The following is a 19,335-nucleotide window of genomic DNA, read 5'->3' as shown; positions in this document are numbered from 1 at the left end:
CGGATCTTCAGGCGACAAGTTCGGTCCGCGCCGCGGGGGCGTGCGGCGCTTCGTTGCTCGCGAGCAGGGTGGTGAGTTCGGCCAGCCGCCGGTGCAGCTCGCCCAGGTTGGCTTCCTGCGCCGACAGCTCGGCCAGGCGCTCGTCGAGATTGCCCGCCGCGCCCTGGATGCGCTCCACGGCCTCGATGCGCTTGGTGAAATTGCGGCGCCGTTCCTTGAGCTGGGCGTCGAGCTGGGCGCCGGCGCCTTTGCTCCAACGCTCCACCTCGGTCATGGCCGCCTCGTTGACCACCCGCAGCCGGCTCGCCAGCGCACGCACCAGCTTGTCGCAGAAGTCGGGCTGCGCCAGCTTGAGCATGTTGCCCACGCCCAGGTAGTGGATATGACTGCGCTCGATCTGGTCGAGCTGCTGCTCGAAGCCCGACAGGTCAGGCTCGGGCGGCGCCTGCAGCGTGAAGCCGTGTTCGGCGTTGAGCTGCCGGAAGGTGGCGTGCAGCATCGACTGGATCTCGGCGCTGGTCGCCTGCACTTCGCGCAGGTTGTTGCGCAGCGACTCGAAGGTCTCGCCATACACCTTGCGCACGCTGAACTTGATGCCGCGGCGCTTCAGCGCGGCCGACAGGCGGCCCATGTCGGCCTTGAGCGCGGTGCTGCCGAGCACCGCATAGACCTCGCGCAGCAGCTTGCCCTGCACCGAGCGCAGCGCCAGGATGCGGGTGTTGCTGCCTTCGAACTCGGTCTGCTCGGCCTCGATGCGGCTGCGCATGTGGCGGATCACCGATCCGTTCTTGCCGCGCAGGCCCTGCAGCTCCAGCGCCTGCTCGGACAGGTCGCGCTGGCGCACGTTGAGGATGCGCGCCGCCTCGGTCCTGAGCGCGACGATGCCGGCGTCGACGGCAAGCCGCAGCATGGTCTCGCGCTTGCCCAGCAGGCCTTCGCCGAGCACGGCCTCGAGCGCCGGCAGCCGGCTCGCCTGCAGCAGCGGCACGTCGCGGCGGATCTTGGCCTGCAGCCCCTTCTGCGCCGACACCGGCAGCACCTGCGTCAGCGGCACGCCCAGCAGTTCGGCCGCGCCCTTGCGCTGGCGCTGGATCTGGGCATCGATCTGGGCCGGCGTGCTCAGGATGTCCCACATCGTGTCGATCTTGTTCAGCACCACGATGCGGGTTTCGCTCAGGTCACCCTCGGTGACCAGGTGCTGGCGCCAGATGGCCAGGTCGGAGCGGGTCACGCCGGTGTCGGCACCGAGGATGAAGACCACCGCATGGGCCTGTGGAATCAGGCTCACCGTCAGTTCGGGCTCGGCGCCGATCGCGTTCAGTCCGGGCGTGTCGAGGATCACCAGGCCCTGCTCCAGCAGCGGGTGCGGCATGTTCAGCACCGCGTGGCGCCAGCGCGGGATCTCGACCCGGCCATCGGCATCGGGCACCGGGTTGTCGTCGGGTACGTCGTCGCTCCAGAAGCCGAGCGCGCGCGCTTCCTCGAGCGGCACCCAGCGCACCTCGGCGACCTTGCCCATCGCCTGCGACAGCAGTTCGGCGTTCTCGACGTCGATCGCGATCTCGGTCCAGCGCTCGGGCTCGTCGCGCCAATGGGCGAGCGAATGGGCCTCGAGCCGGGTTTCGATCGGCAGCAGGCGCAGGCTCGGCTGCAGCGCCGGGTCGTAGCCCAGCTCGGTCGGGCACATGGTCGTGCGGCCGGCGCTGGCCGGCATGATCCGGCGCCCGTAGCCGGCGAAGAAGATGGCGTTGATCAGCTCGGACTTGCCGCGCGAGAACTCGGCCACGAAAGCGACCATGACCTTGCTGGTGCGCAACTGCGACTCCAGGTCGCGCAGCCGCTCGGCGACGCTCTGGTTCAGCAGGTCGTTTTCGTTCAGCCAGCGGGACAGCCACTTGAGGCGGTGCGCGAAATTGCGCCGCCAAGCGCCGTGCTTGTCGAATTGCTGATTGAAGGAATCGGTCAAAGCAGGGTTTGTAAGGGCGACTTACAAAATATAGCATCGCAGGCTGCGTACCGCGTCATTCGCCGTTGGGATTCAGTGCTTTTGGCACACTGGGCAGAAATACGTGGCCCGCTGGCCCTGGCGCATCATCCGCACCGGTGTCGCGCAGACCCGACACGGCTCGCCCTTGCGCCCGTAGACCGTGGCCTCGAGCTGGAAATAACCGCTCTGGCCGTCGACATTGGAGAAATCGCGCAGCGTACTGCCGCCGCGCTCGACCGCTCGCGCCAGGATGTCGCGCACCGCCGCATGCAGGCGCAACGCCCTCGGCCGGCTGATGCGCGCGGCCGACAAGGTCGGCCGGATGCCGGCCAGGAAGAGGGCTTCCGAGGCGTAGATGTTGCCCACGCCCACCACCACGTCGCCGGCCAGCAGCACCTGCTTGATCGGGGCCCGGCGACGGCGCAGGCCGGCATGGAAGGCCGCGAAGTCGAAGCCGTCGCCCAACGGCTCCATGCCGAGTCCGCCGAGCAGCTTGCGCGCCAGCGGCGAAGCCTCGTCCTCGACGTAGACCACGGCGCCGAAGCGGCGCGGGTCGTTGAGCCGCAAGGTGCCGCGGCTGGTGACGAGGTCGAAGTGATCATGGGTGCCGGGCGCCGGCAAGGCGGTGTCGAAGCGCAGGCTGCCCGACATGCCCAGGTGCATCAGCAGCAGGCCGGCGTCGAGGTCGACCAGCAGGTACTTGCCGCGCCGGCGCACGCCGAGCACGCTGCGCCCCACCAGGTCGCCAGGCTCGACCGCCAGCGCCCAGCGCAGCGGCTTGCCGACCCGCACCGCCTCGATCCGGGCGCCCGCGATGCGATCCGCGAATCCGCGGCGGGTGACTTCGACTTCGGGGAGTTCTGGCATGGGCGGGCAGGCTGACACGAAAAAACGCCGGCGTTGAGACCCCACGTCCCATGGCGCAAAAGCCTTGGATTATTATGGCTGCGATGACCTTCACGCTCCGCCGATCCCGCCTTGCGGCGGCCGCTTTCCTGGCCCTGATCGCGCTTGCGGCGCAAGGCCAGACCCCGCCCCCCGCCCCTCTCGTCGATCCGGCACGAGCTGCGGCAACGCCGGAATCCGCCAAGTCCAGCGCCCCCGCCCAGCCCTCGGCGATGACCGCCGACCTGTTCTACGAAGTGCTGCTGGGCGAGCTCAGCGCCCGCTCCGACCCCGGCGCCGCCTACGGGCTGGTGCTCGACGCCGCCCGCCGCGCCCGCGACGGCAAGCTGTTCCAGCGCGCGGTCGAGATCGCACTGCAGTCGCGCTCCGGTGACTCGGCCCTGGAAGCCGCCCGGGCCTGGAAGGACAGCCTGCCCGAGTCGCGCGAGGCGCGCCGCGTCGAGCTGCAGATCCTGATCGCGCTGAACCGCATCGCCGATACGGTCGAGCCGCTGCGGGCCGAGATCGCCGCCACGCCGCAGATCGAGCGTCCCTTCCTTTTCGCCGTGATCGCCCGCAACTATTCGCGGGCCACCGACAAGAAACTCGCCGCCTCGGTGGTCGAGCAGGCGCTGGCCGACGAACTGGCGAACCCCGCCACCGCGGGCGCCGCCTGGGCCACCGTCGGCCGGCTGCGGCTGGCCGCCGGCGACACCTCCGGCGCGCTCGATGCGGCCATCAAGGGCCAGCAGCTGGATCCAGCCTCCGAAGGCCCGGCCATGCTGGCGCTCGAGATCATGGATCCGAGCCAACCGCTGGCCGAACCGATCGTCAAGCGCTACCTCGCCGGCCCCAAGGTCCTGCCCGAAATGCGCGTCGGCTACGCCCGCGCCCTGGTCGAGGGCCGCCGCTATGCCGAGGCCTCGAGCGAACTCGCCGCCCTCACCGCGGCCCGCCCCGATCTGCCCGAACCCTGGCTGCTGCTCGGCAGCCTGCAGACCCAGGCGCGCCAGGACAAGGCGGCCGAAACCTCGCTCAACCGCTTCATCTCGCTCGCGCCCGACATTCGCGACCCGGAAGGGCGCGAGCGCGGCCTGACCCAGGCCTACCTGCTGATGGCGCAGCTGGCCGAGCGGCGCAAGGATTTCACCGCTGCCGACGGCTGGCTGGCCCGCATCGACAGCACCGACGACCTGGTCGGCGCCCAGGCGCGCCGCGCCGCGCTGCTGGCCCGCCAGGGCAAGCTGCCGCAGGCCCGCGAACTGGTGCGCAGCCTGCCCGAACGCACCGCCGACGAAAAGAAGCAGAAGTTCCTCACCGAAGTTCAGCTGCTGCGCGACGCCAAGCAATACCAGGCCGCTTTCGACATGCTGGCCCAGGCCAGCGCCGCGGCACCGAACGACGTCGACCTGATCTACGACCAGGCCATGGTGGCCGAGAAGCTCAATCGCCTCGACGAGATGGAGCGCCTGCTGCGCCGGGTGATCGAACTCAAGCCGGACAACCAGAACGCCTACAACGCGCTCGGCTATTCACTGGCCGATCGCAAGGTGCGGCTCGAAGAGGCGCGCACGCTGATCCAGAAGGCCGTGCAGCTGGCGCCCGAAGACCCGTTCATCGCCGACAGCCTGGGCTGGGTCGAGTACCGGCTCGGCAACACGACCGAGGCGATGCGCATCCTCGAAGATGCCTACAAGCGCCGGCCCGATCCCGAGATCGGCGCCCACCTGGGCGAGGTGCTGTGGGCCGCCGGCCAGCGCGATCGCGCGGTGAGCATCTGGAAGGAAGCGTCGCTCGCGGATGCGGACAACGAGACGCTGCAGGAAACGCTCAAGCGCCTGCACGTGAAGCTTTGAACCGGCGTGGGTTGCTGCTGGCCGGCGGCGCCGGCCTGCTTGTGCTGGCGGGCTGTGCGAGTCCGGGCGGCGCGCCCGGACCCGGCGCCACCAGCGAGGCATGGAGCGGGCGCCTGTCGCTGCGCCTCGAGGGCGACGCCAGCCAGAGCTTCTCGGCGCTGTTCGAACTGCGCGGTGCGCCGCGGGCCGGCGACCTGATCCTCACGAGCCCGATCGGCAGCACCCTGGCCCAGCTCCACTGGGCACCCGGCGAGGCCGTGCTCAGGAACGGCAGCGAAACCCGCCGCTACGATTCGGTCGATGCGCTGATCGAGGCCGCCACCGGCGCCGCGATCCCGGTCGGCGCCCTGTTCGCCTGGCTGGCCGGCCGCGACGAGCAGGTGCCCGGCTGGCGGCCGGATCTGTCGCAAGTGGCTGCGGGCCGCCTGCAGGCGACGCGCGAATCACCGAGGCCCCGGGCCGACCTGCGGATCGTCTTCGAACGCGCATGAAGGCGCTCTACGACCTGCCGGCACCGGCCAAGCTCAATCTCTTCCTGCACATCACGGGCCGGCGCGCCGACGGCTACCACCTGCTGCAGTCGGTCTTCATGCTGATCGACTGGTGCGACACGCTGCATGTCGAGCGGCGCGCCGATGGAGTGATCACCCGCGAGGACCTGACCACCCCGCTGCCGGCCGACGACCTGGTCGTGCGCGCGGCCAGGGCCTTGCAAGCCGAGGCGCGAACGCCGCTGGGGGCCCACATCGGGGTCGCCAAGCAGGTGCCGGCCCAGGCCGGCATGGGCGGCGGCTCCTCCGACGCGGCCACCTGCCTGCTGGCCCTCAATCGTCTCTGGGGGCTGGACCTGCCGCTCGCGACGCTCGAGCGCATCGGCCTCGCACTGGGCGCCGACGTTCCTTTCTTCCTGCGCGGACGCAACGCCTGGGTCGAGGGAATCGGCGAGATAATCACGCCCGTCGAGCTCCCGCCGGGCTGCTTCGCGGTCGTGAAACCGCCCGAGGGACTCGATACGCTACAGATTTTTTCAGCAGAGGATCTGCAACGCGCAACTCCTACTGCTATAATCTCGGGCTTTGCTGCACATAGCGAATCGCGTCAGGGCCAGATCGAAAAAAGATGGGGCTTTGGCAGAAACGACCTGCAGCCAGTTGCCCAGCGGCTTTGTCCCGCGGTCACCGAAGCCATCGAATGGCTCGGCCACCAAGGACTCGAAGCGCGGATGACCGGTTCGGGAAGTTCGGTGTTTGCAGCGATGCCGCATGACGCGGAACTGGCCGAGGCCCCCGAGGGCTGGCAGGTTCGCAAATGCAGCAACCTGGCCGTTCACCCCCTCGTGGGTTGGGCGGTCTGAGAAGATAATCAGGTCGCTCACGCGATCTGATGCGACATATATCGGTTGGCGACATTGGTCGTCGACCCGTGTAGGGGAGTCGCCAAGCTGGTTAAGGCACTGGATTTTGATTCCAGCATGCAAAGGTTCGAATCCTTTCTCCCCTGCCAAATTCACTCACGAGAATTTTGGCGGCTCTCCCGAAAGAGCCAATTCGCATTGCCGGGACGCACTCATGCAGGCTCAACACCCTGACTTCATGGTTTTCACCGGCAACGCCAATCCGGGCCTTGCCGCCGAGATCTCGCACAACCTGGGCACGTCGCTCGGCGCCGCGCGGGTCGGGCGCTTCTCCGACGGCGAAGTCACCGTCGAGATCAACCAGAACGTCCGCGCCCGCGACGTGTTCGTGGTCCAGTCGACCTGCGCCCCGACCAACGAAAACCTGATGGAACTGCTCATCATGGTCGACGCGCTCAAGCGCGCATCGGCCGAGCGCATCAGTGCCGTGATCCCCTATTTCGGCTATGCGCGCCAGGACCGCCGTCCGCGCTCCAGCCGGGTGCCGATCTCGGCCAAGGTGGTGGCCAACCTGCTCGAGACCGTGGGCGTGGCCAGGGTGCTCACCATGGACCTGCACGCCGACCAGATCCAGGGCTTCTTCGACATTCCGGTCGACAACATCTATGCCTCGCCGGTGCTGCTGGGCGACCTGCGCCAGAAGAACTACGAAGACCTGATCGTGGTCTCGCCCGACGTCGGCGGCGTGGTGCGTGCCCGGGCGCTGGCCAAGCAGCTCAATTGCGACCTCGCGATCATCGACAAGCGCCGCCCGCGCGCCAACGTGAGCGAAGTCATGCACGTGATCGGCGAGATCGACGGCCGCAACTGCGTGATCATGGACGACATGATCGACACCGCCGGCACGCTGGTGAAGGCGGCCGAAGTCCTGAAGGAACGCGGCGCCAAGAAGGTCTATGCGTATTGCACGCACCCGATCTTCTCGGGCCCCGCCATCGAGCGCATCGCCCAGGGCTCGGCGCTCGACGAAGTGGTCGTGACCAACACGATCCCGCTGTCCGACGCCGCCGTCGGCTGCACCAAGATCCGCCAACTGTCCGTGGCGCCGCTGATCGCCGAAACGATCCAGCGCATCGCCAAGGGCGAGTCGGTGATGAGTTTGTTCTCGGACCAGGAAAACCTGTTCTGAGCAAAGAGCCGGGCTTCCCGCAGCGGAAGCCCATTTTGAAAACCGGAGCCGCACTGGTCGCGGTCGGCTTCCACAGGAGTTATCCATGAAATTCGTCGCTTTTGAGCGCGCCAAGCAGGGCACGGGTGCGAGCCGCCGTCTCCGCATCACGGGCAAGACGCCCGGTATCGTCTACGGTGGCGAAGGCCAGCCGCAACTGATCGAGATCGATCACAACGCGCTGTGGCACGCCCTCAAGAAGGAAGCCTTCCACTCGTCGATCCTCGAGATGGAGCTCGCCGGCGCCACCACCAAGGTGCTGCTGCGCGACGTGCAATACCACCCGTTCCGCCAGCTCGTGCAGCACGTCGACTTCCAGCGCGTCGATGCCCGCACCCGCATGACGGTCAAGGTGCCGCTGCACTTCAAGGGTGAAGAAGAGTCGACCGCCGTCAAGCTCGACCACAACCTCGTGAACCACGTGATGAACGAACTCGAAGTCAGCTGCCTGCCGGCCGACCTGCCCGAGTTCATCGAAGTCGACCTGTCGGGCCTGACCAAGAACGCCACCGTGCACGTCAACGACATCAAGCTGCCCAAGGGCGTGAAGTTCGTGAGCCACGGCAAGATCAACCCGGTCGTGGTCTCGGCCGTGCCGCCGCTGGTCGCCGAAGAGCCTGCAGCCGGCGCCGAAGGCGCTCCGGCCGAAGGTGCTGCCGCACCGGCCGCCAAGGCCGACGCCAAGGCACCCGCGAAGAAGAAGTAATTCTGCCTCGCGATCGCGCCTGAACGGCCCGCCCAGTGCGGGCCGTTTTCGTTGGCGCGCCAAGTCACAATCCGTCCTCATGATCAAGCTGTTTGTAGGCCTCGGAAATCCGGGCCCTGAATACGAGGCCACGCGCCACAACGCGGGCTTCTGGTGGATCGACGCGCTGGCCCGCGACCTCAAGCTCACGCTCGCGCCCGAGCGCAGCTACCACGGGCTGGTGGCGCGCACCCAGGTCGGCGGCAAGCCGCTCTGGCTGCTCGAGCCGCAGACCTTCATGAACCTTTCGGGCAAGTCGACCGCCGCGCTGGCGCGCTTTTTCAAGATCGAGCCCAGCGAGATCCTGGTCGCGCACGACGAGCTCGACGTGGTGCCGGGGCAGGCCAAGCTCAAGTTCGGCGGCAGCCACGCCGGCCACAACGGCCTGCGCGACATCCACGCGCAACTCGGCACCGGCGACTACTGGCGGCTGCGGCTCGGCATCGGCCATCCGGGCGTCAAGTCCGAGGTCGTGAACTGGGTGCTCAAGAAGCCGCTGAAGGAACAACGCGAGGCGATCGAGGATGCAATTGTGCGCTCGCTGCACGCTTTTCCGGCCCTGGTGGCCGGCGAGATGGACAAGGCGACCCTGCTCATCCACACGAGCAAGCCGCCGCGCCCCAAACCACCGCGGCGCGAGCCCGGCGACGGGAGTACACCCGCCGCGGGCTAGCGGAAGCAAGCGAGAAGAAGGAAAGGGAGACAACAAAAAATGAGTCTGTCACAAGCACGAATCGCCACCCGCGGCAGCCTGCTGCTGGCCGGCGCCTGCCTGCACTGGGCCGCCACGGCACAGGGCGCCAGCGGCATCTGGCGCTGCGGCAACAGCTACACCGATCAGCCCTGCGACACCGGCCGGGCCCTGCCGCTCGACGAGGCGCCGGGCCCGGCGCGAAAACGCGAAGCCGACCAGGCGACGCGCGAAGCCCGCGCCGAGGCCCAGCGCATGGAGCGCGATCGCCTGCGGCTCGAAGCCGCGCAGGGCCCCGGGCAGGCGATCCTGATCGACAACGCGCCACGCGCCCGGGCGGCCGCGCCGGAACCCCGTGATGTTTCGAAGAAGAAGGGCAAGCCGCGCAAGGACCCGCAGTACCTGAGCCCGCGGGATCCCTCGGCAGCGCCCAAGAAAAAGCGCCCTGCGAAAGACTAGGGCGCCGGGACCGGCCCGGGCTGCGCCGCGGCCCTGGCCGCTTTCTCGGCCGCCAGCCGCTCGAACTTCTGCCACAGCGTCTCGCGCGTCTCGACATGCGCGGGATTGGTCGGGATGCACGCGACCGGGCACACCTGCACGCACTGCGGTTCGTCGAAGTGGCCCACGCATTCGGTGCACTTGTGCGGGTCGATCTCGTAGATCTCCTCGCCCATGTAGATCGCGTCGTTGGGGCACTCCGGCTCGCAGACGTCGCAGTTGATGCATTCGTCGGTGATCATCAAGGCCATGGCCCGATTATCGATGCTCTCGGGCACGGACGTTGCGTGTCGGGTTATGCTGCGCCCCGCCCTATGAGTCTGTTCCTGTTCAAGCGTTTCCTGACCCTGATCGCCACCCTGATCGGCGCCTCGGTCATCGTTTTTCTGGTGCTCGAGATCCTGCCCGGCAATGCCGCCCAGATGCTCATGGGCCCGGACGCCTCACCCGAGGCGGTGGCCGCGCTGGCCGCCAAGCTGGGGCTCGACCAGCCGGCCTGGAGCCGCTACTGGCACTGGATCGGCGGCCTGCTCACCGGCCAGCTCGGCGACAGCTACGCCTACAGCTCGCCGGTCCTCGACCTGATCCTCGAGCGGCTCGCCCTGACCGTGCCGCTGGCGCTGCTGGCGATGGCCTTCACCACCGTGCTGGCGCTGGCGGTCGGCGTGACGGCGGCGGCCCGCCACAACAAGCTCGGCGACGTCGGGCTGATGGGCCTCACGCAGGTCGGCATCGCGATCCCGAATTTCTGGTTCGCGATCCTGCTGATCCTGGTGTTCTCGGTCCAGCTGCAGTGGTTCTCGGCCGGCGGCTTCGAGGGTTGGGGCGAAGGCATCCTGTCAGGGCTCAAGTCGCTGCTGCTGCCGGCCCTGTCGCTGGCCGTGGTGCAGGCCGCGATCCTGGCGCGCATCACGCGCTCGGCGGTGCTGGAGGTGATGCGCGAGGACTTCGTGCGCACCGCCCGCGCCAAGGGCGTGTCGCAGCGGGCGGTGCTCTGGGGCCACGTGCTGCGCAACGCCATGATCCCGGTGGTCACGGTCATGGGCATGCAGTTCTCCGAGCTGCTGGCCGGCACCATCGTGGTCGAGAACGTGTTCTACCTGCCCGGCCTGGGCCGGCTGATCTTCCAGGCCATCAGCAACCGCGACCTGATCGTGGTGCGCAACTGCGTGATGCTGCTGGCCGCGATGGTGGTCATCGTCAATTTCGTGGTCGACGTGCTGTATGCCGTGATCGACCCGCGCATCAAGGCTTCCGACATATGAGCGCAGCGCCGGGCCGCCCCAAGCAAGCTCGCGCCCCCTCGGGGGGCAGCGAGGACACGAAGTGCCGAGCGCGGGGGCACGCATGAGCGCAGTACCCGCTGCGGTGCCCAGCGCGGCCGCCTTCAAGGTCCCCGGCTTCTGGCGCCGCGCGCTGCGGCACCGCAGCTTCACGATCGGCGCAGTGCTCAGCCTGCTGCTGGTTGCGGCGGCCGCCGTGTCGCTGGTGTGGACCCCGTGGTCGCCCTACGAGATGGACCTCGCGAGCAAGCTGCAGAAGCCGAGCTGGGCGCACTGGCTCGGCACCGACACCTTCGGCCGCGATGTCGCCTCGCTGCTGCTGGTGGGCGCCCGCGCCTCGATCCTGGTCGGCGTGATCGCCGTCGGCATCGGCCTCACCGTGGGCACCGCGCTCGGCCTGCTCGCCGCCGCTCGCCGCGGCTGGGTCGAGGAAGCGATCATGCGCCTGACCGACTTCACGATGGCCTTCCCGGCGATCCTGTCGGCGATCATGATGACCGCGGTGTTCGGCGCCGGCATCGTCAACGCGATCGTCGCCATCGGCATCTACAACATCCCGACCTTCGCGCGCATCACGCGGGCCTCGGCCAACGCGATCTGGTCGCGCGAGTACGTGGCGGCCGCGCGCGCCTGCGGCAAGGGCGCGTTCGCCATCACGATGCAGCACGTGCTGCCCAACATCTCGGCGGTGCTGATCGTGCAGATCACGATCCGCTTCGCGGTCGCGATCCTGGCCGAGGCGGCGCTGTCCTACCTCGGCCTGGGCACACAACCGCCGCAGCCTTCGTGGGGCCGCATGCTGAGCGAGGCCCAGACCATGATGTTCCAGGCCCCCCTGCTGGCCGTGTTCCCCGGCATGGCGATCGCGCTGGCGGTGCTTGGCCTCAACCTGCTGGGCGACGGCCTGCGGGACCTGCTCGATCCCCGCCTTGCGCGCGCCCGCTGAAGCTCCCATGCCTCTTCTCGAAGTCAACGACCTTCATGTGCAGCTGCAGACGCAGCGCGGCCCGGCCGAGGCGGTGCGCGGCATCGGCTTCACGCTGGAGCGCGGCGAGACGATGGGCATCGTCGGCGAATCCGGCTGCGGCAAGTCGATCACGGTGCAATCGCTGATGGGCCTGCTGCCGGCCAGCGCCAAGGTCAGCGGGAGCATCCGCTTCGAGGGATGCGAACTGGTCGGCCTGCCCGAGCGCGAGATGTGCAAGCTGCGCGGCGATCGCATCGGCATGATCTTCCAGGAGCCGATGACCGCGCTGAACCCGGTCCACACGATCGCCCGCCAGGTCGGCGAGCCGCTGCGGTTGCACCGCGGCCTCTCGGCCGCCGACGCGCGCAAGGAGGCGCTGGCGCTGCTCGAGCGCGTCGGCATCCCCGATGCGGCCTCGCGCCTCGACGCCTATCCGCACCAGTTCTCGGGCGGCCAGCGCCAGCGCATCGGCATTGCGATGGCGCTGGCCTGCGGGCCCGACCTGCTGATCGCCGACGAGCCGACCACCGCGCTCGACGTCACGATCCAGAAGCAGATCCTCGAGCTGATCCGCGGCCTGGTCGCGGAGCGCGGGATGGCCTTGATCCTGATCTCGCACGACCTCGGCGTGATCGCCGAGAGCGTCTCGAAGATGCTCGTGATGTATGGCGGCAGCGTGGTCGAGAGCGGGCCGACCGCGGCGGTCTTCGCCGAGCGGGCGCATCCGTACACGCAAGGCCTGTTCGCGGCCCGCCCGGCGCTCGGCGCGCCGCGCGGCCTCAAGCTCGCGACCATCCGCGGCAGCGTGCCGGAACTGGTCGACCTGCCGCCGGGCTGTCCGTTCGCGGGCCGCTGCCGCTACACGGTCGACGCCTGCGAGGCCACGCGCCCGCCGGCGGTCTCGCTGCCGCGCGACCACCGGGTGCGCTGCATACGGCTCGACGAGATCGCGGCCGTTGCGGGAGCCGCCGCATGACGCAGTTCGATCCGGACCCGAAGTCGGCCGCGCTGCTCGAAGTCACGGACCTGGTGCGCCACTACACGCTGCCGCGCGAGCGGCTGTTCGGCCCGGCGCCGATGGTGAAGGCGCTCAACGGCGTGAGTTTCAGCGTCCGGCCGGGCCAGAGCCTGGGCATCGTCGGCGAATCGGGCTCGGGCAAGTCGACCATCGCGCGGCTCGTGATGGCGCTCGACCGGCCGACTTCCGGTCACGTCAAGCTGCTGGGACGCGACCTGCACGCCTTGCCGAAAGACGAGTTGCGCGCCGCCCGCCGCGATGTGCAGATGGTGTTCCAGGACCCTTATGGCTCGCTCGATCCGCGCCAGACGGTCGCGCGGATCGTCGCCGAGCCACTCGAGGCGCTGGCCGAGACCAGCCGGGCCGAGCAGCGCGAACGGGCCGGCGAATCGCTGGCCGCCGTCGGCCTGCGCAGCACCGACCTGCACAAGTACCCGCACGAGTTCTCGGGCGGCCAGCGCCAGCGGATCGCCATCGCGCGGGCCCTGATCACGCGGCCGAAGCTGATCGTGGCCGACGAGCCGGTGAGCGCGCTCGACGTCTCGGTGCAGGCCCAGGTGCTCAATCTGATGCAGGACCTGCAGCAGCAGTTCGGCATCAGCTACCTGCTGATCAGCCACGACCTGGCGGTGGTCAACCACCTGTGCGACGAGGTCTGCGTGCTGCATCGCGGCATCGTGGTCGAGCGCGGCGCGCCGCGGCAGCTCTTCGCGCACGCGCAGCATCCCTATACCCGGGCCCTGCTGGACGCCGTGCCGCGCGCCGAGCCGCTGGCTTCTGCATGATCGCGCATGAGCAAATGCTTGCGGGTCGGGCGCCGGTTCGCGATGATGTAACACTGTATTTCCCATCCGCCTTTCCCTGGAGCCCTGAACCATGCTGAATCGCCGTACCCTCCTGACCACCGCCGCACTCGCCACCGTGCCGCTCGCGCTGCCGCAGGCCGCACTGGCGCAGGGCCGAAAGGACGCGATGGTGATCGGCATGGCGCTCGAGCCGCCGGGCCTGGACCCGACCGCCGGCGCCGCCTCGGCGATCGGCGAGATCGTTCTTTACAACATCCTCGAGACGCTGACCAAGATCAACTCCGACGGCAGCGTCACGCCGCTGCTGGCCGAGAGCTGGGAGGTCTCGCCCGACCTGCGCACCTACACCTTCAAGCTGCGCCGCGGCGTCAAGTTCCAGAATGGCGAGCCCTTCAATGCGCAGGCGGTCAAGTTCTCGTTCGACCGCGCCGGCGGCGAGAAGAGCACCAACAAGGACAAGCGCACCTTCGCCAACATCAGCACCCAGGTGGTCGACGACCACACGGTGGTGATCATCAACAAGGAAATCGACCCCGACCTGCCCTTCGTGCTGGGCCAGGCGACCGCCGTCATCGTCGAGCCCAAGAGCGCCGACACCAACGCCACCAAGCCGGTCGGCACCGGCCCCTACAAGCTCGACAGCTGGAACAAGGGCAGCTCGCTGGTGCTCTCCAAATGGGACGGCTTCCGCAACCCGGGCGCAGCCAAGCTCAACAAGGTCAGCTTCCGCTTCATTGCCGACCCCGCAGCCCAGGCCGCCTCGCTGCTGGCCGGCGACGTCGACGCCTTCCCGCGCATCGGCACGCGCGTCGTGCCGCAGTTCAAGAACAACCCGCAGTTCCAGGTCATCCTGAGCGGTTCGCGGGCCAAGACCATCCTGGCGATCAACAACAAGCGCAAGCCGCTGGACGATGTCCGCGTGCGGCGCGCGATCCTGATGGCGATCGACCGCAAGGCCTTGATCGAGGGCGCAGTCGACGGCTTCGGCGTGCCGATCGGCAGCCACTACGTGCCGGGCGCCGCGGGCTATGTCGACACCACCGGCGTGAACCCCTTCAACATCGAGAAGGCCAAGGCGCTGCTGGCCGAGGCCGGCGTGAAGACGCCGCTCGAACTCACGATGACCTTGCCGCCGCCGCCGTATGCGCGCCAGGGCGGCGAGATGATCGTGGCCCAGCTGGCCAAGATCGGCATCAACGTGAAAGTGCAGAACGTCGAGTGGGCCCAGTGGCTCAGCGGCACCTACGGCGGCGGCCACGACTTCGACCTCAGCATCGTCTCGCACGTCGAGCCCTTCGACCTCGGCAACTATGCCAAGGCCGACTACTACTGGGGCTACCAGTCGAAGGACTTCAACACGCTGTTCGACAAGATCAAGACCACCGGCAATGCGGCCGAGCGCAACAAGCTGCTCGGCGACGCCCAGCGCCTGCTGGCCAACGATGCGGCCAACGGCTTCCTGTTCCAGCCCGTATGGCCGACCGTCGCGAAGAAGAGCGTGCGGGGGCTGTGGAAGGACATGCCGATCTTCGTCAACGACCTGTCGGCGCTGTCCTGGTCGTGACGGGCGCGCTGCATGACCTGTCGGCGCGCGAACTGATCGCCGGCTACCGCGCCAAGCGCCTCTCTCCGGTCGAGGTGACGCAGTCGGTGCTGGACCACGTCGGGCGCTGGGAGCCGCGGCTGCAGGCCACCTGGCTGCTGCGCCCCGAGGCCGCGCTGGAACAGGCCCGCGCGGCCGAGGCGCGCTGGACCCGCGGCGAGCCGCTGGGCCCGCTCGACGGCGTCCCGACCACGATCAAGGAGAACATCGCGACCCGCGGCGACCCGATGCCGGCCGGCACCGCGGCCACCGACCTGCGGCCGGCGGCGGTCGACGCGCCGCCCGCGGCCCGGCTCAAGGAAGCCGGCGCGGTGATCCTGGCGAAGACCACCATGCCCGACTACGGCATGCTGTCCTCCGGCCTGTCGAGCTTCCATGTGCTGGCGCGCAATCCCTGGGACCTGTCGCGCACGCCGGGCGGATCGAGCGCCGGCGCCGGCGCCGCGGCGGCCGCGGGCTACGGTCCGCTGCACATCGGCACCGACATCGGCGGCTCGCTGCGCCTGCCGGCCGCCTGGTGCGGCATCTTCACGCTCAAGCCCAGCCTGGGCCGGATCCCGATCGACCCGCCCTACATGGGGCGCGCCGCCGGTCCCATGACGCGCACGGTGGCCGACGCGGCGCTGATGATGGCGCCGCTGTCGCTGGCCGACGCGCGCGACAGCATGAGCCTGCCGCCGGAGGCGATCGACTGGTCCGGCTTCGACGTCGGGGTCGAACACCTGCGCGGCCTGCGCATCGGCCTGCTGCTCGACGCCGGCTGCGGCCTGGCGGTGGAGCCCGAGATCCGCGCCGCGGTCGAGCATGCGGCACGGCTTTTCGAACGCGCGGGCGCGATCGTCGAGCCGATGCAGCCCTTCATGACGCAGACCATGCTCGACGGCATGGACCACCTGTGGCGCATGCGCTCGCGGGTCGACATGAACGCACTGCGCCCCGACCAGCGTGCCAAGGTGCTGCCCTATATCCGGCAGTGGGCCGACAGCGCCGAGGGCTTCAGCGGCGAGCACGTATTCAGGGCTTTCAGCCAGTTCCACGCGACCCGCGTCGCCGCGGTGGCGGCCTGCGCAGGCTACGACTACGTGATCTCGCCGACCGCACCCAACCTGCCGGCCGCGGCCGAGGCGCCGTCGCCCACCAACGATCCGCTGCGCCCGCTGGAGCACATCGGCTTCACGGTGCCGTTCAACATGTCGGAGCAGCCGGCGGCCTCGATCAACTGCGGCTACAGCAGCGGCGGACTGCCGATCGGATTGCAGATCGCCGGCAGGCGTTTCGACGACCTGGGCGTGCTGAAGGTCTCGCGCGCCTTCGAGCAGATCCGCGACCCGCAGCGGCCCTGGCCCGAACCGCCGCGCGACTGAGCGGCGCGACGCCATGCGCAGCACCGACAGCCTCGGCAATCCGGTCACGCTGGAGGACGCGGCGAGCCTGCCGGCGGTCAATGCCTTCGTCGAGGGCTTCATCGCCTGCGAGGCCCGGGCGGTCGACACGCTGGCCGCCGCTCATGACCCGAGCCCGCTGGTGCAGGCCTACTGCGCCACCCTGCACCTGTTCGCCGAATCGAAGGATGCAGTGGCCAACGCGCGGCCCTTCCTCGAGCGCGCCCAGGCCGGCGCGTCGCGCGCCACGCCGCGCGAGCAGCGCTACATCGACGCGGTCGCCGCCTGGGCCGCGGGCGACATCGCGCGCGCGATCGCACTGCACCAGGAGCAGGCACTGGAGCATCCGCGCGACCTGGCCTCGCTCAAGCTCGGCCAGTACCACTGCTTCAACAGCGGCGACTGCCCCGGCATGCTGCGGCTCGCGCTGGCCGCGCTGCCGGCGGCCGGCGACGTCGCGTACCTGCACGGAATGGCCGCCTTCGGCTACGAGCAATGCCACCTGATGCGCGAGGCCGAGGCCAGCGCGCGCCGCGCGATCATGATGCGTCGCAAGGAGCCGTGGGCACACCACGCGCTCGGCCACGTGATGCTGACCGAGGGGCGCCTGGCCGAAGGGCTGGCCGTGATGCGCGCGCTCAGCGACACCTGGGTCGGGCTCAACTCCTTCATGGTCACGCACAACTGGTGGCACGTGGCGCTGTTCCTGATCGACCTCGGCCGTGACGCCGAGGCGCTCGAGGTCTACGACCGGGAGGTCTGGGGCGTGGTCAAGGACTACTCGCAGGACCAGATCGGCGCCGTGTCGTTGCTGGCGCGCTTCGAGCTTGCGGGCATTCCGGTCGAAGATCGCTGGCAGGACCTGGCCAACCACCTCGCGCAGCGCCTCGACGACCACGTGCTGCCCTTCCTGGACCTGCAATACCTCTACGGCCTGGCACGTGCGGGCCGGGACGAGGCCGACCTGCTGCTGCGCAACATCGAATCCTTCGCACCGCATGCGCCGCCTTCGAGCCGCGATGCTTGGCAGCGGGTCTGCGTGCCGGCGGCGCACGGGCTGCGCGCCCACGCCCGCGGCGACTTCGCGGCGGCGATCGATGGCCTGGGGCTGGCCCTGCCGCGGCTGGTCGAGATCGGCGGCAGCCATGCCCAGCGCGACCTGTTCGAGCAGGTGTACCTCGATGCGCTGGTGCGCCTCGGCACCGAGGCTTCGCTGGCCGGCGCCCAAGGCATCCTGCAGCAGCAGGTCAACCGCCAGCCGGAGTCGCTGCGCTTGAGAAAGCAGGCCGCCGCGGTCTGCGCACGGCTGGGCCTGCCCGCGTTCGGCTGATCAGCCCGCCGCCACCTCGTGCGCGGCCATCTGCTCCAGCGCCTTGACCAGCGCCGAATGGTCGAGCTGGTCCCAGCCATGGGCGGCGCAGGACTGCATCAGCTGCGCCGCCGAAGCGGTCTGGGGCAGCGACACGTCCATCTCCTTGGCACCGGCGAGCGCCAGGCTCAGGTCCTTCTGGTGCAGCGCGATGCGGAAGCCCGGATTGAAGGTGCGCTTGATCATCCGCTCGCCGTGCACCTCGAGGATGCGGCTGGCCGCGAAGCCGCCCATCAGTGCCTGCCGCACCTTGGCCGGGTCGGCGCCGGCCTTGCTCGCGAACAGCAGCGCCTCGCCGACCGCCGCGATGTTGAGCGCCACGATGATCTGGTTCGCGACCTTGGTGGTCTGGCCGTCGCCGTTGCCGCCGACCAGCGTGATGTTCTTGCCCATGGCCTCGAACAGCGGCCGGGCGCGCTCGAACACGGCCTCGTCGCCGCCCACCATGATCGTCAGGCTGCCCGCCTTGGCGCCGACTTCGCCGCCCGACACCGGCGCGTCGAGGTAGTCGCAGCCGAGTTCATTGATCTTCTTGGCGAAGCGCTTGGTCTCCATCGGCGCGATCGAGCTCATGTCGATCACGGTCTTGCCCTTGGAGAGGCCCGAGGCCACGCCGTCCTCGCCGAACAGCACCTGCTCGACGTCCGGCGTGTCGGGCAGCATCAGGATCACGACCTCGGCCGCGCGCGCGACCTCGGCGTTGGTCTTGCAGACGGTGGCGCCCTGCAGGGCGTCGGGCACCTTGCTGCGCGTGCGCACGACCATCTCGTGGCCGGCCTTCATGAGGTTCTGCGCCATCGGCGCGCCCATGATGCCGAGGCCGATGAATCCGATCTTCATGTGATGTTCCCTTTCAGTAGGTGGAGGAGCCGGGCGCGGCCGGTGCGGCGCGCATCTTGGAAAGCACTTGCTGCGAGCCGGCGGCCATCAGGCGCGCATCCGAGCTCACGGTGACGAACTGGAAGCCCTTGGCGATGCGCGCCAGTGCGCCCTCGGGCGTGCCGTTGTGGATGCCGGCCACCAGGCCGTGCGCCTTGGCGCGCTCGAGGATGTGGTCGATCGCCTGCGCCGCCGGCGGATCGACGTCGTCGAACACCGGCCGGCAGCCGAGCGCCAGCGAGAGGTCCGAGGGCCCGATGTAGACCGCGTCCAGGCCCTCGACCGACATGATGGCGTCGAGGTTCTCCAGCGCCTGCGCGGTCTCGATCATCGCGAAGGTGACGATGGTGTCGTTGGCATGCTGGGCGTAGTCGGCGCCGCTGTAGAGCAGCGCGCGCACCGGGCCGAAGCTGCGCGTGCCGCGCGGCGCGTAGTGGGTGTAGGCGACCAGCCTGGCGGCCTCGTCGGCGGTGCTGATCATCGGGCAGATGACGCCGTAGGCGCCGGCATCGAGCGTCTTCATGAGCGCGCTCGGGTCGAGCCAGGGCACGCGCACCACCGGCACCGTGTCGGTGGTGGAGATCGCCTGCAGCATCGGGATCATCGACTGGTAGTCGACCACGCCGTGCTGCAGGTCGATGGTCAGCGAATCCCAGCCCTGGTGGGCCATGGTCTCGGCCGAGAAGCCGTTGGGGATCGCGAGCCAGCCGTTGACTGCGGCGCCTCCCGATTTCCATAGTGTGCGCAGGCGGTTTTCTCTCATGAACAGCTCCTTCTAGTCAGT

At 69.1% G+C, this 19,335-nt stretch carries 19 protein-coding genes and 1 tRNA gene; 15 read left to right on the top strand and 5 right to left on the bottom strand.

Features of this window, described 5'->3' with window-relative positions; translation table 11 throughout:
• Positions 1–7: 7 nt before the first annotated feature.
• Together AC1DF3_RS18705 and mutM are read right to left on the bottom strand one after the other, a co-directional pair.
• The gene (locus AC1DF3_RS18705; protein ID WP_286534705.1) at positions 8–1,966 is read right to left on the bottom strand and encodes a dynamin family protein; all 1,959 of its coding nucleotides are present in this window, start codon (positions 1,964–1,966) and stop codon (positions 8–10) included.
• Between the two features lie 72 nt (positions 1,967–2,038).
• Entirely contained in the window at positions 2,039–2,854 is an 816-nt protein-coding gene (gene mutM / locus AC1DF3_RS18700) for a bifunctional DNA-formamidopyrimidine glycosylase/DNA-(apurinic or apyrimidinic site) lyase (protein ID WP_478140431.1), read from the bottom strand.
• Between the two features lie 83 nt (positions 2,855–2,937).
• Here mutM and AC1DF3_RS18695 point away from each other — a divergent pair, with 83 nt between their 5' ends.
• The 8 genes from AC1DF3_RS18695 (at position 2,938) to AC1DF3_RS18660 (ending at position 9,205) form a co-directional block, all read left to right on the top strand.
• Entirely contained in the window at positions 2,938–4,728 is a 1,791-nt protein-coding gene (locus tag AC1DF3_RS18695) for a tetratricopeptide repeat protein (RefSeq protein WP_478140430.1), read from the top strand.
• A gap of 11 nt (positions 4,729–4,739) precedes the next feature.
• Entirely contained in the window at positions 4,740–5,219 is a 480-nt protein-coding gene (locus tag AC1DF3_RS18690; RefSeq protein ID WP_478140429.1) for a lipoprotein insertase outer membrane protein LolB, read from the top strand.
• Positions 5,216–6,082 (top strand): 4-(cytidine 5'-diphospho)-2-C-methyl-D-erythritol kinase, encoded by an 867-nt coding sequence (gene ispE, locus AC1DF3_RS18685; protein WP_478140428.1) that lies wholly within the window; start codon positions 5,216–5,218, stop codon positions 6,080–6,082. The genes AC1DF3_RS18690 and ispE overlap by 4 nt, the downstream gene beginning before the upstream one ends.
• A 72-nt stretch (positions 6,083–6,154) precedes the next feature.
• Positions 6,155–6,231, top strand: a tRNA-Gln gene (locus AC1DF3_RS18680).
• Positions 6,232–6,296: 65 nt separating this feature from the next.
• Positions 6,297–7,271 carry a ribose-phosphate pyrophosphokinase gene (locus AC1DF3_RS18675; RefSeq protein WP_286506086.1) on the top strand — a complete coding sequence of 325 codons (975 nt, stop codon included), beginning with the start codon at positions 6,297–6,299 and terminating at the stop codon, positions 7,269–7,271.
• Between the two features lie 85 nt (positions 7,272–7,356).
• Positions 7,357–8,016 (top strand): 50S ribosomal protein L25/general stress protein Ctc, encoded by a 660-nt coding sequence (locus tag AC1DF3_RS18670; RefSeq protein ID WP_286534711.1) that lies wholly within the window; start codon positions 7,357–7,359, stop codon positions 8,014–8,016.
• Positions 8,017–8,095: 79 nt separating this feature from the next.
• On the top strand, positions 8,096–8,728 hold the full coding sequence (gene pth / locus AC1DF3_RS18665; RefSeq protein ID WP_478140427.1) for an aminoacyl-tRNA hydrolase: 633 nt from the start codon (positions 8,096–8,098) through the stop codon (positions 8,726–8,728).
• A 39-nt stretch (positions 8,729–8,767) separates the two neighbouring features.
• Positions 8,768–9,205 (top strand): hypothetical protein, encoded by a 438-nt coding sequence (locus AC1DF3_RS18660; RefSeq protein WP_478140426.1) that lies wholly within the window; start codon positions 8,768–8,770, stop codon positions 9,203–9,205.
• On the opposite strand, the gene AC1DF3_RS18655 is transcribed toward AC1DF3_RS18660, so the two are convergent.
• Positions 9,202–9,495: a YfhL family 4Fe-4S dicluster ferredoxin gene (locus tag AC1DF3_RS18655; protein ID WP_286534714.1), complete on the bottom strand. Its 294-nt coding sequence runs from the start codon at positions 9,493–9,495 to the stop codon at positions 9,202–9,204. The genes AC1DF3_RS18660 and AC1DF3_RS18655 overlap by 4 nt on opposite strands.
• Before the next feature lie 63 nt (positions 9,496–9,558).
• Here AC1DF3_RS18655 and AC1DF3_RS18650 point away from each other — a divergent pair, with 63 nt between their 5' ends.
• The 7 genes from AC1DF3_RS18650 (at position 9,559) to AC1DF3_RS18620 (ending at position 17,633) form a co-directional block, all read left to right on the top strand.
• Positions 9,559–10,509: an ABC transporter permease gene (locus tag AC1DF3_RS18650; protein ID WP_286534715.1), complete on the top strand. Its 951-nt coding sequence runs from the start codon at positions 9,559–9,561 to the stop codon at positions 10,507–10,509.
• An 82-nt stretch (positions 10,510–10,591) separates the two neighbouring features.
• Entirely contained in the window at positions 10,592–11,473 is an 882-nt protein-coding gene (locus tag AC1DF3_RS18645) for an ABC transporter permease (RefSeq protein WP_301807249.1), read from the top strand.
• A gap of 7 nt (positions 11,474–11,480) precedes the next feature.
• Positions 11,481–12,470 (top strand): ABC transporter ATP-binding protein, encoded by a 990-nt coding sequence (locus tag AC1DF3_RS18640; RefSeq protein ID WP_286534717.1) that lies wholly within the window; start codon positions 11,481–11,483, stop codon positions 12,468–12,470.
• The gene (locus tag AC1DF3_RS18635; protein WP_478140425.1) at positions 12,467–13,297 is read left to right on the top strand and encodes an ATP-binding cassette domain-containing protein; all 831 of its coding nucleotides are present in this window, start codon (positions 12,467–12,469) and stop codon (positions 13,295–13,297) included. Before AC1DF3_RS18640 ends, AC1DF3_RS18635 begins: the two co-directional genes overlap by 4 nt.
• Positions 13,298–13,388: 91 nt before the next feature.
• Complete coding sequence (locus tag AC1DF3_RS18630) at positions 13,389–14,882, top strand: ABC transporter substrate-binding protein (RefSeq protein WP_286534719.1); 1,494 nt, start codon at positions 13,389–13,391, stop codon at positions 14,880–14,882.
• The gene (locus AC1DF3_RS18625) at positions 14,879–16,285 is read left to right on the top strand and encodes an amidase (RefSeq protein ID WP_301807237.1); all 1,407 of its coding nucleotides are present in this window, start codon (positions 14,879–14,881) and stop codon (positions 16,283–16,285) included. The genes AC1DF3_RS18630 and AC1DF3_RS18625 overlap by 4 nt, the downstream gene beginning before the upstream one ends.
• 13 nt (positions 16,286–16,298) lie before the next feature.
• On the top strand, positions 16,299–17,633 hold the full coding sequence (locus AC1DF3_RS18620) for a tetratricopeptide repeat protein (RefSeq protein ID WP_478140424.1): 1,335 nt from the start codon (positions 16,299–16,301) through the stop codon (positions 17,631–17,633).
• Here the strand turns inward: AC1DF3_RS18620 and glxR are convergent, their stop codons facing one another.
• Both glxR and AC1DF3_RS18610 read right to left on the bottom strand, forming a co-directional pair.
• On the bottom strand, positions 17,634–18,512 hold the full coding sequence (gene glxR / locus AC1DF3_RS18615) for a 2-hydroxy-3-oxopropionate reductase (RefSeq protein ID WP_286534722.1): 879 nt from the start codon (positions 18,510–18,512) through the stop codon (positions 17,634–17,636). It abuts the gene before it with no gap.
• A gap of 13 nt (positions 18,513–18,525) precedes the next feature.
• Positions 18,526–19,314: an HpcH/HpaI aldolase family protein gene (locus tag AC1DF3_RS18610; protein WP_286534723.1), complete on the bottom strand. Its 789-nt coding sequence runs from the start codon at positions 19,312–19,314 to the stop codon at positions 18,526–18,528.
• Positions 19,315–19,335 lie beyond the last annotated feature (21 nt).

It is taken from the genome of Variovorax sp. 10N432 (assembly GCF_056394465.1).
The sequence above is the reverse complement of the archived record's forward strand: the minus strand, read 5'-3'. Positions and strand labels throughout refer to the sequence as shown.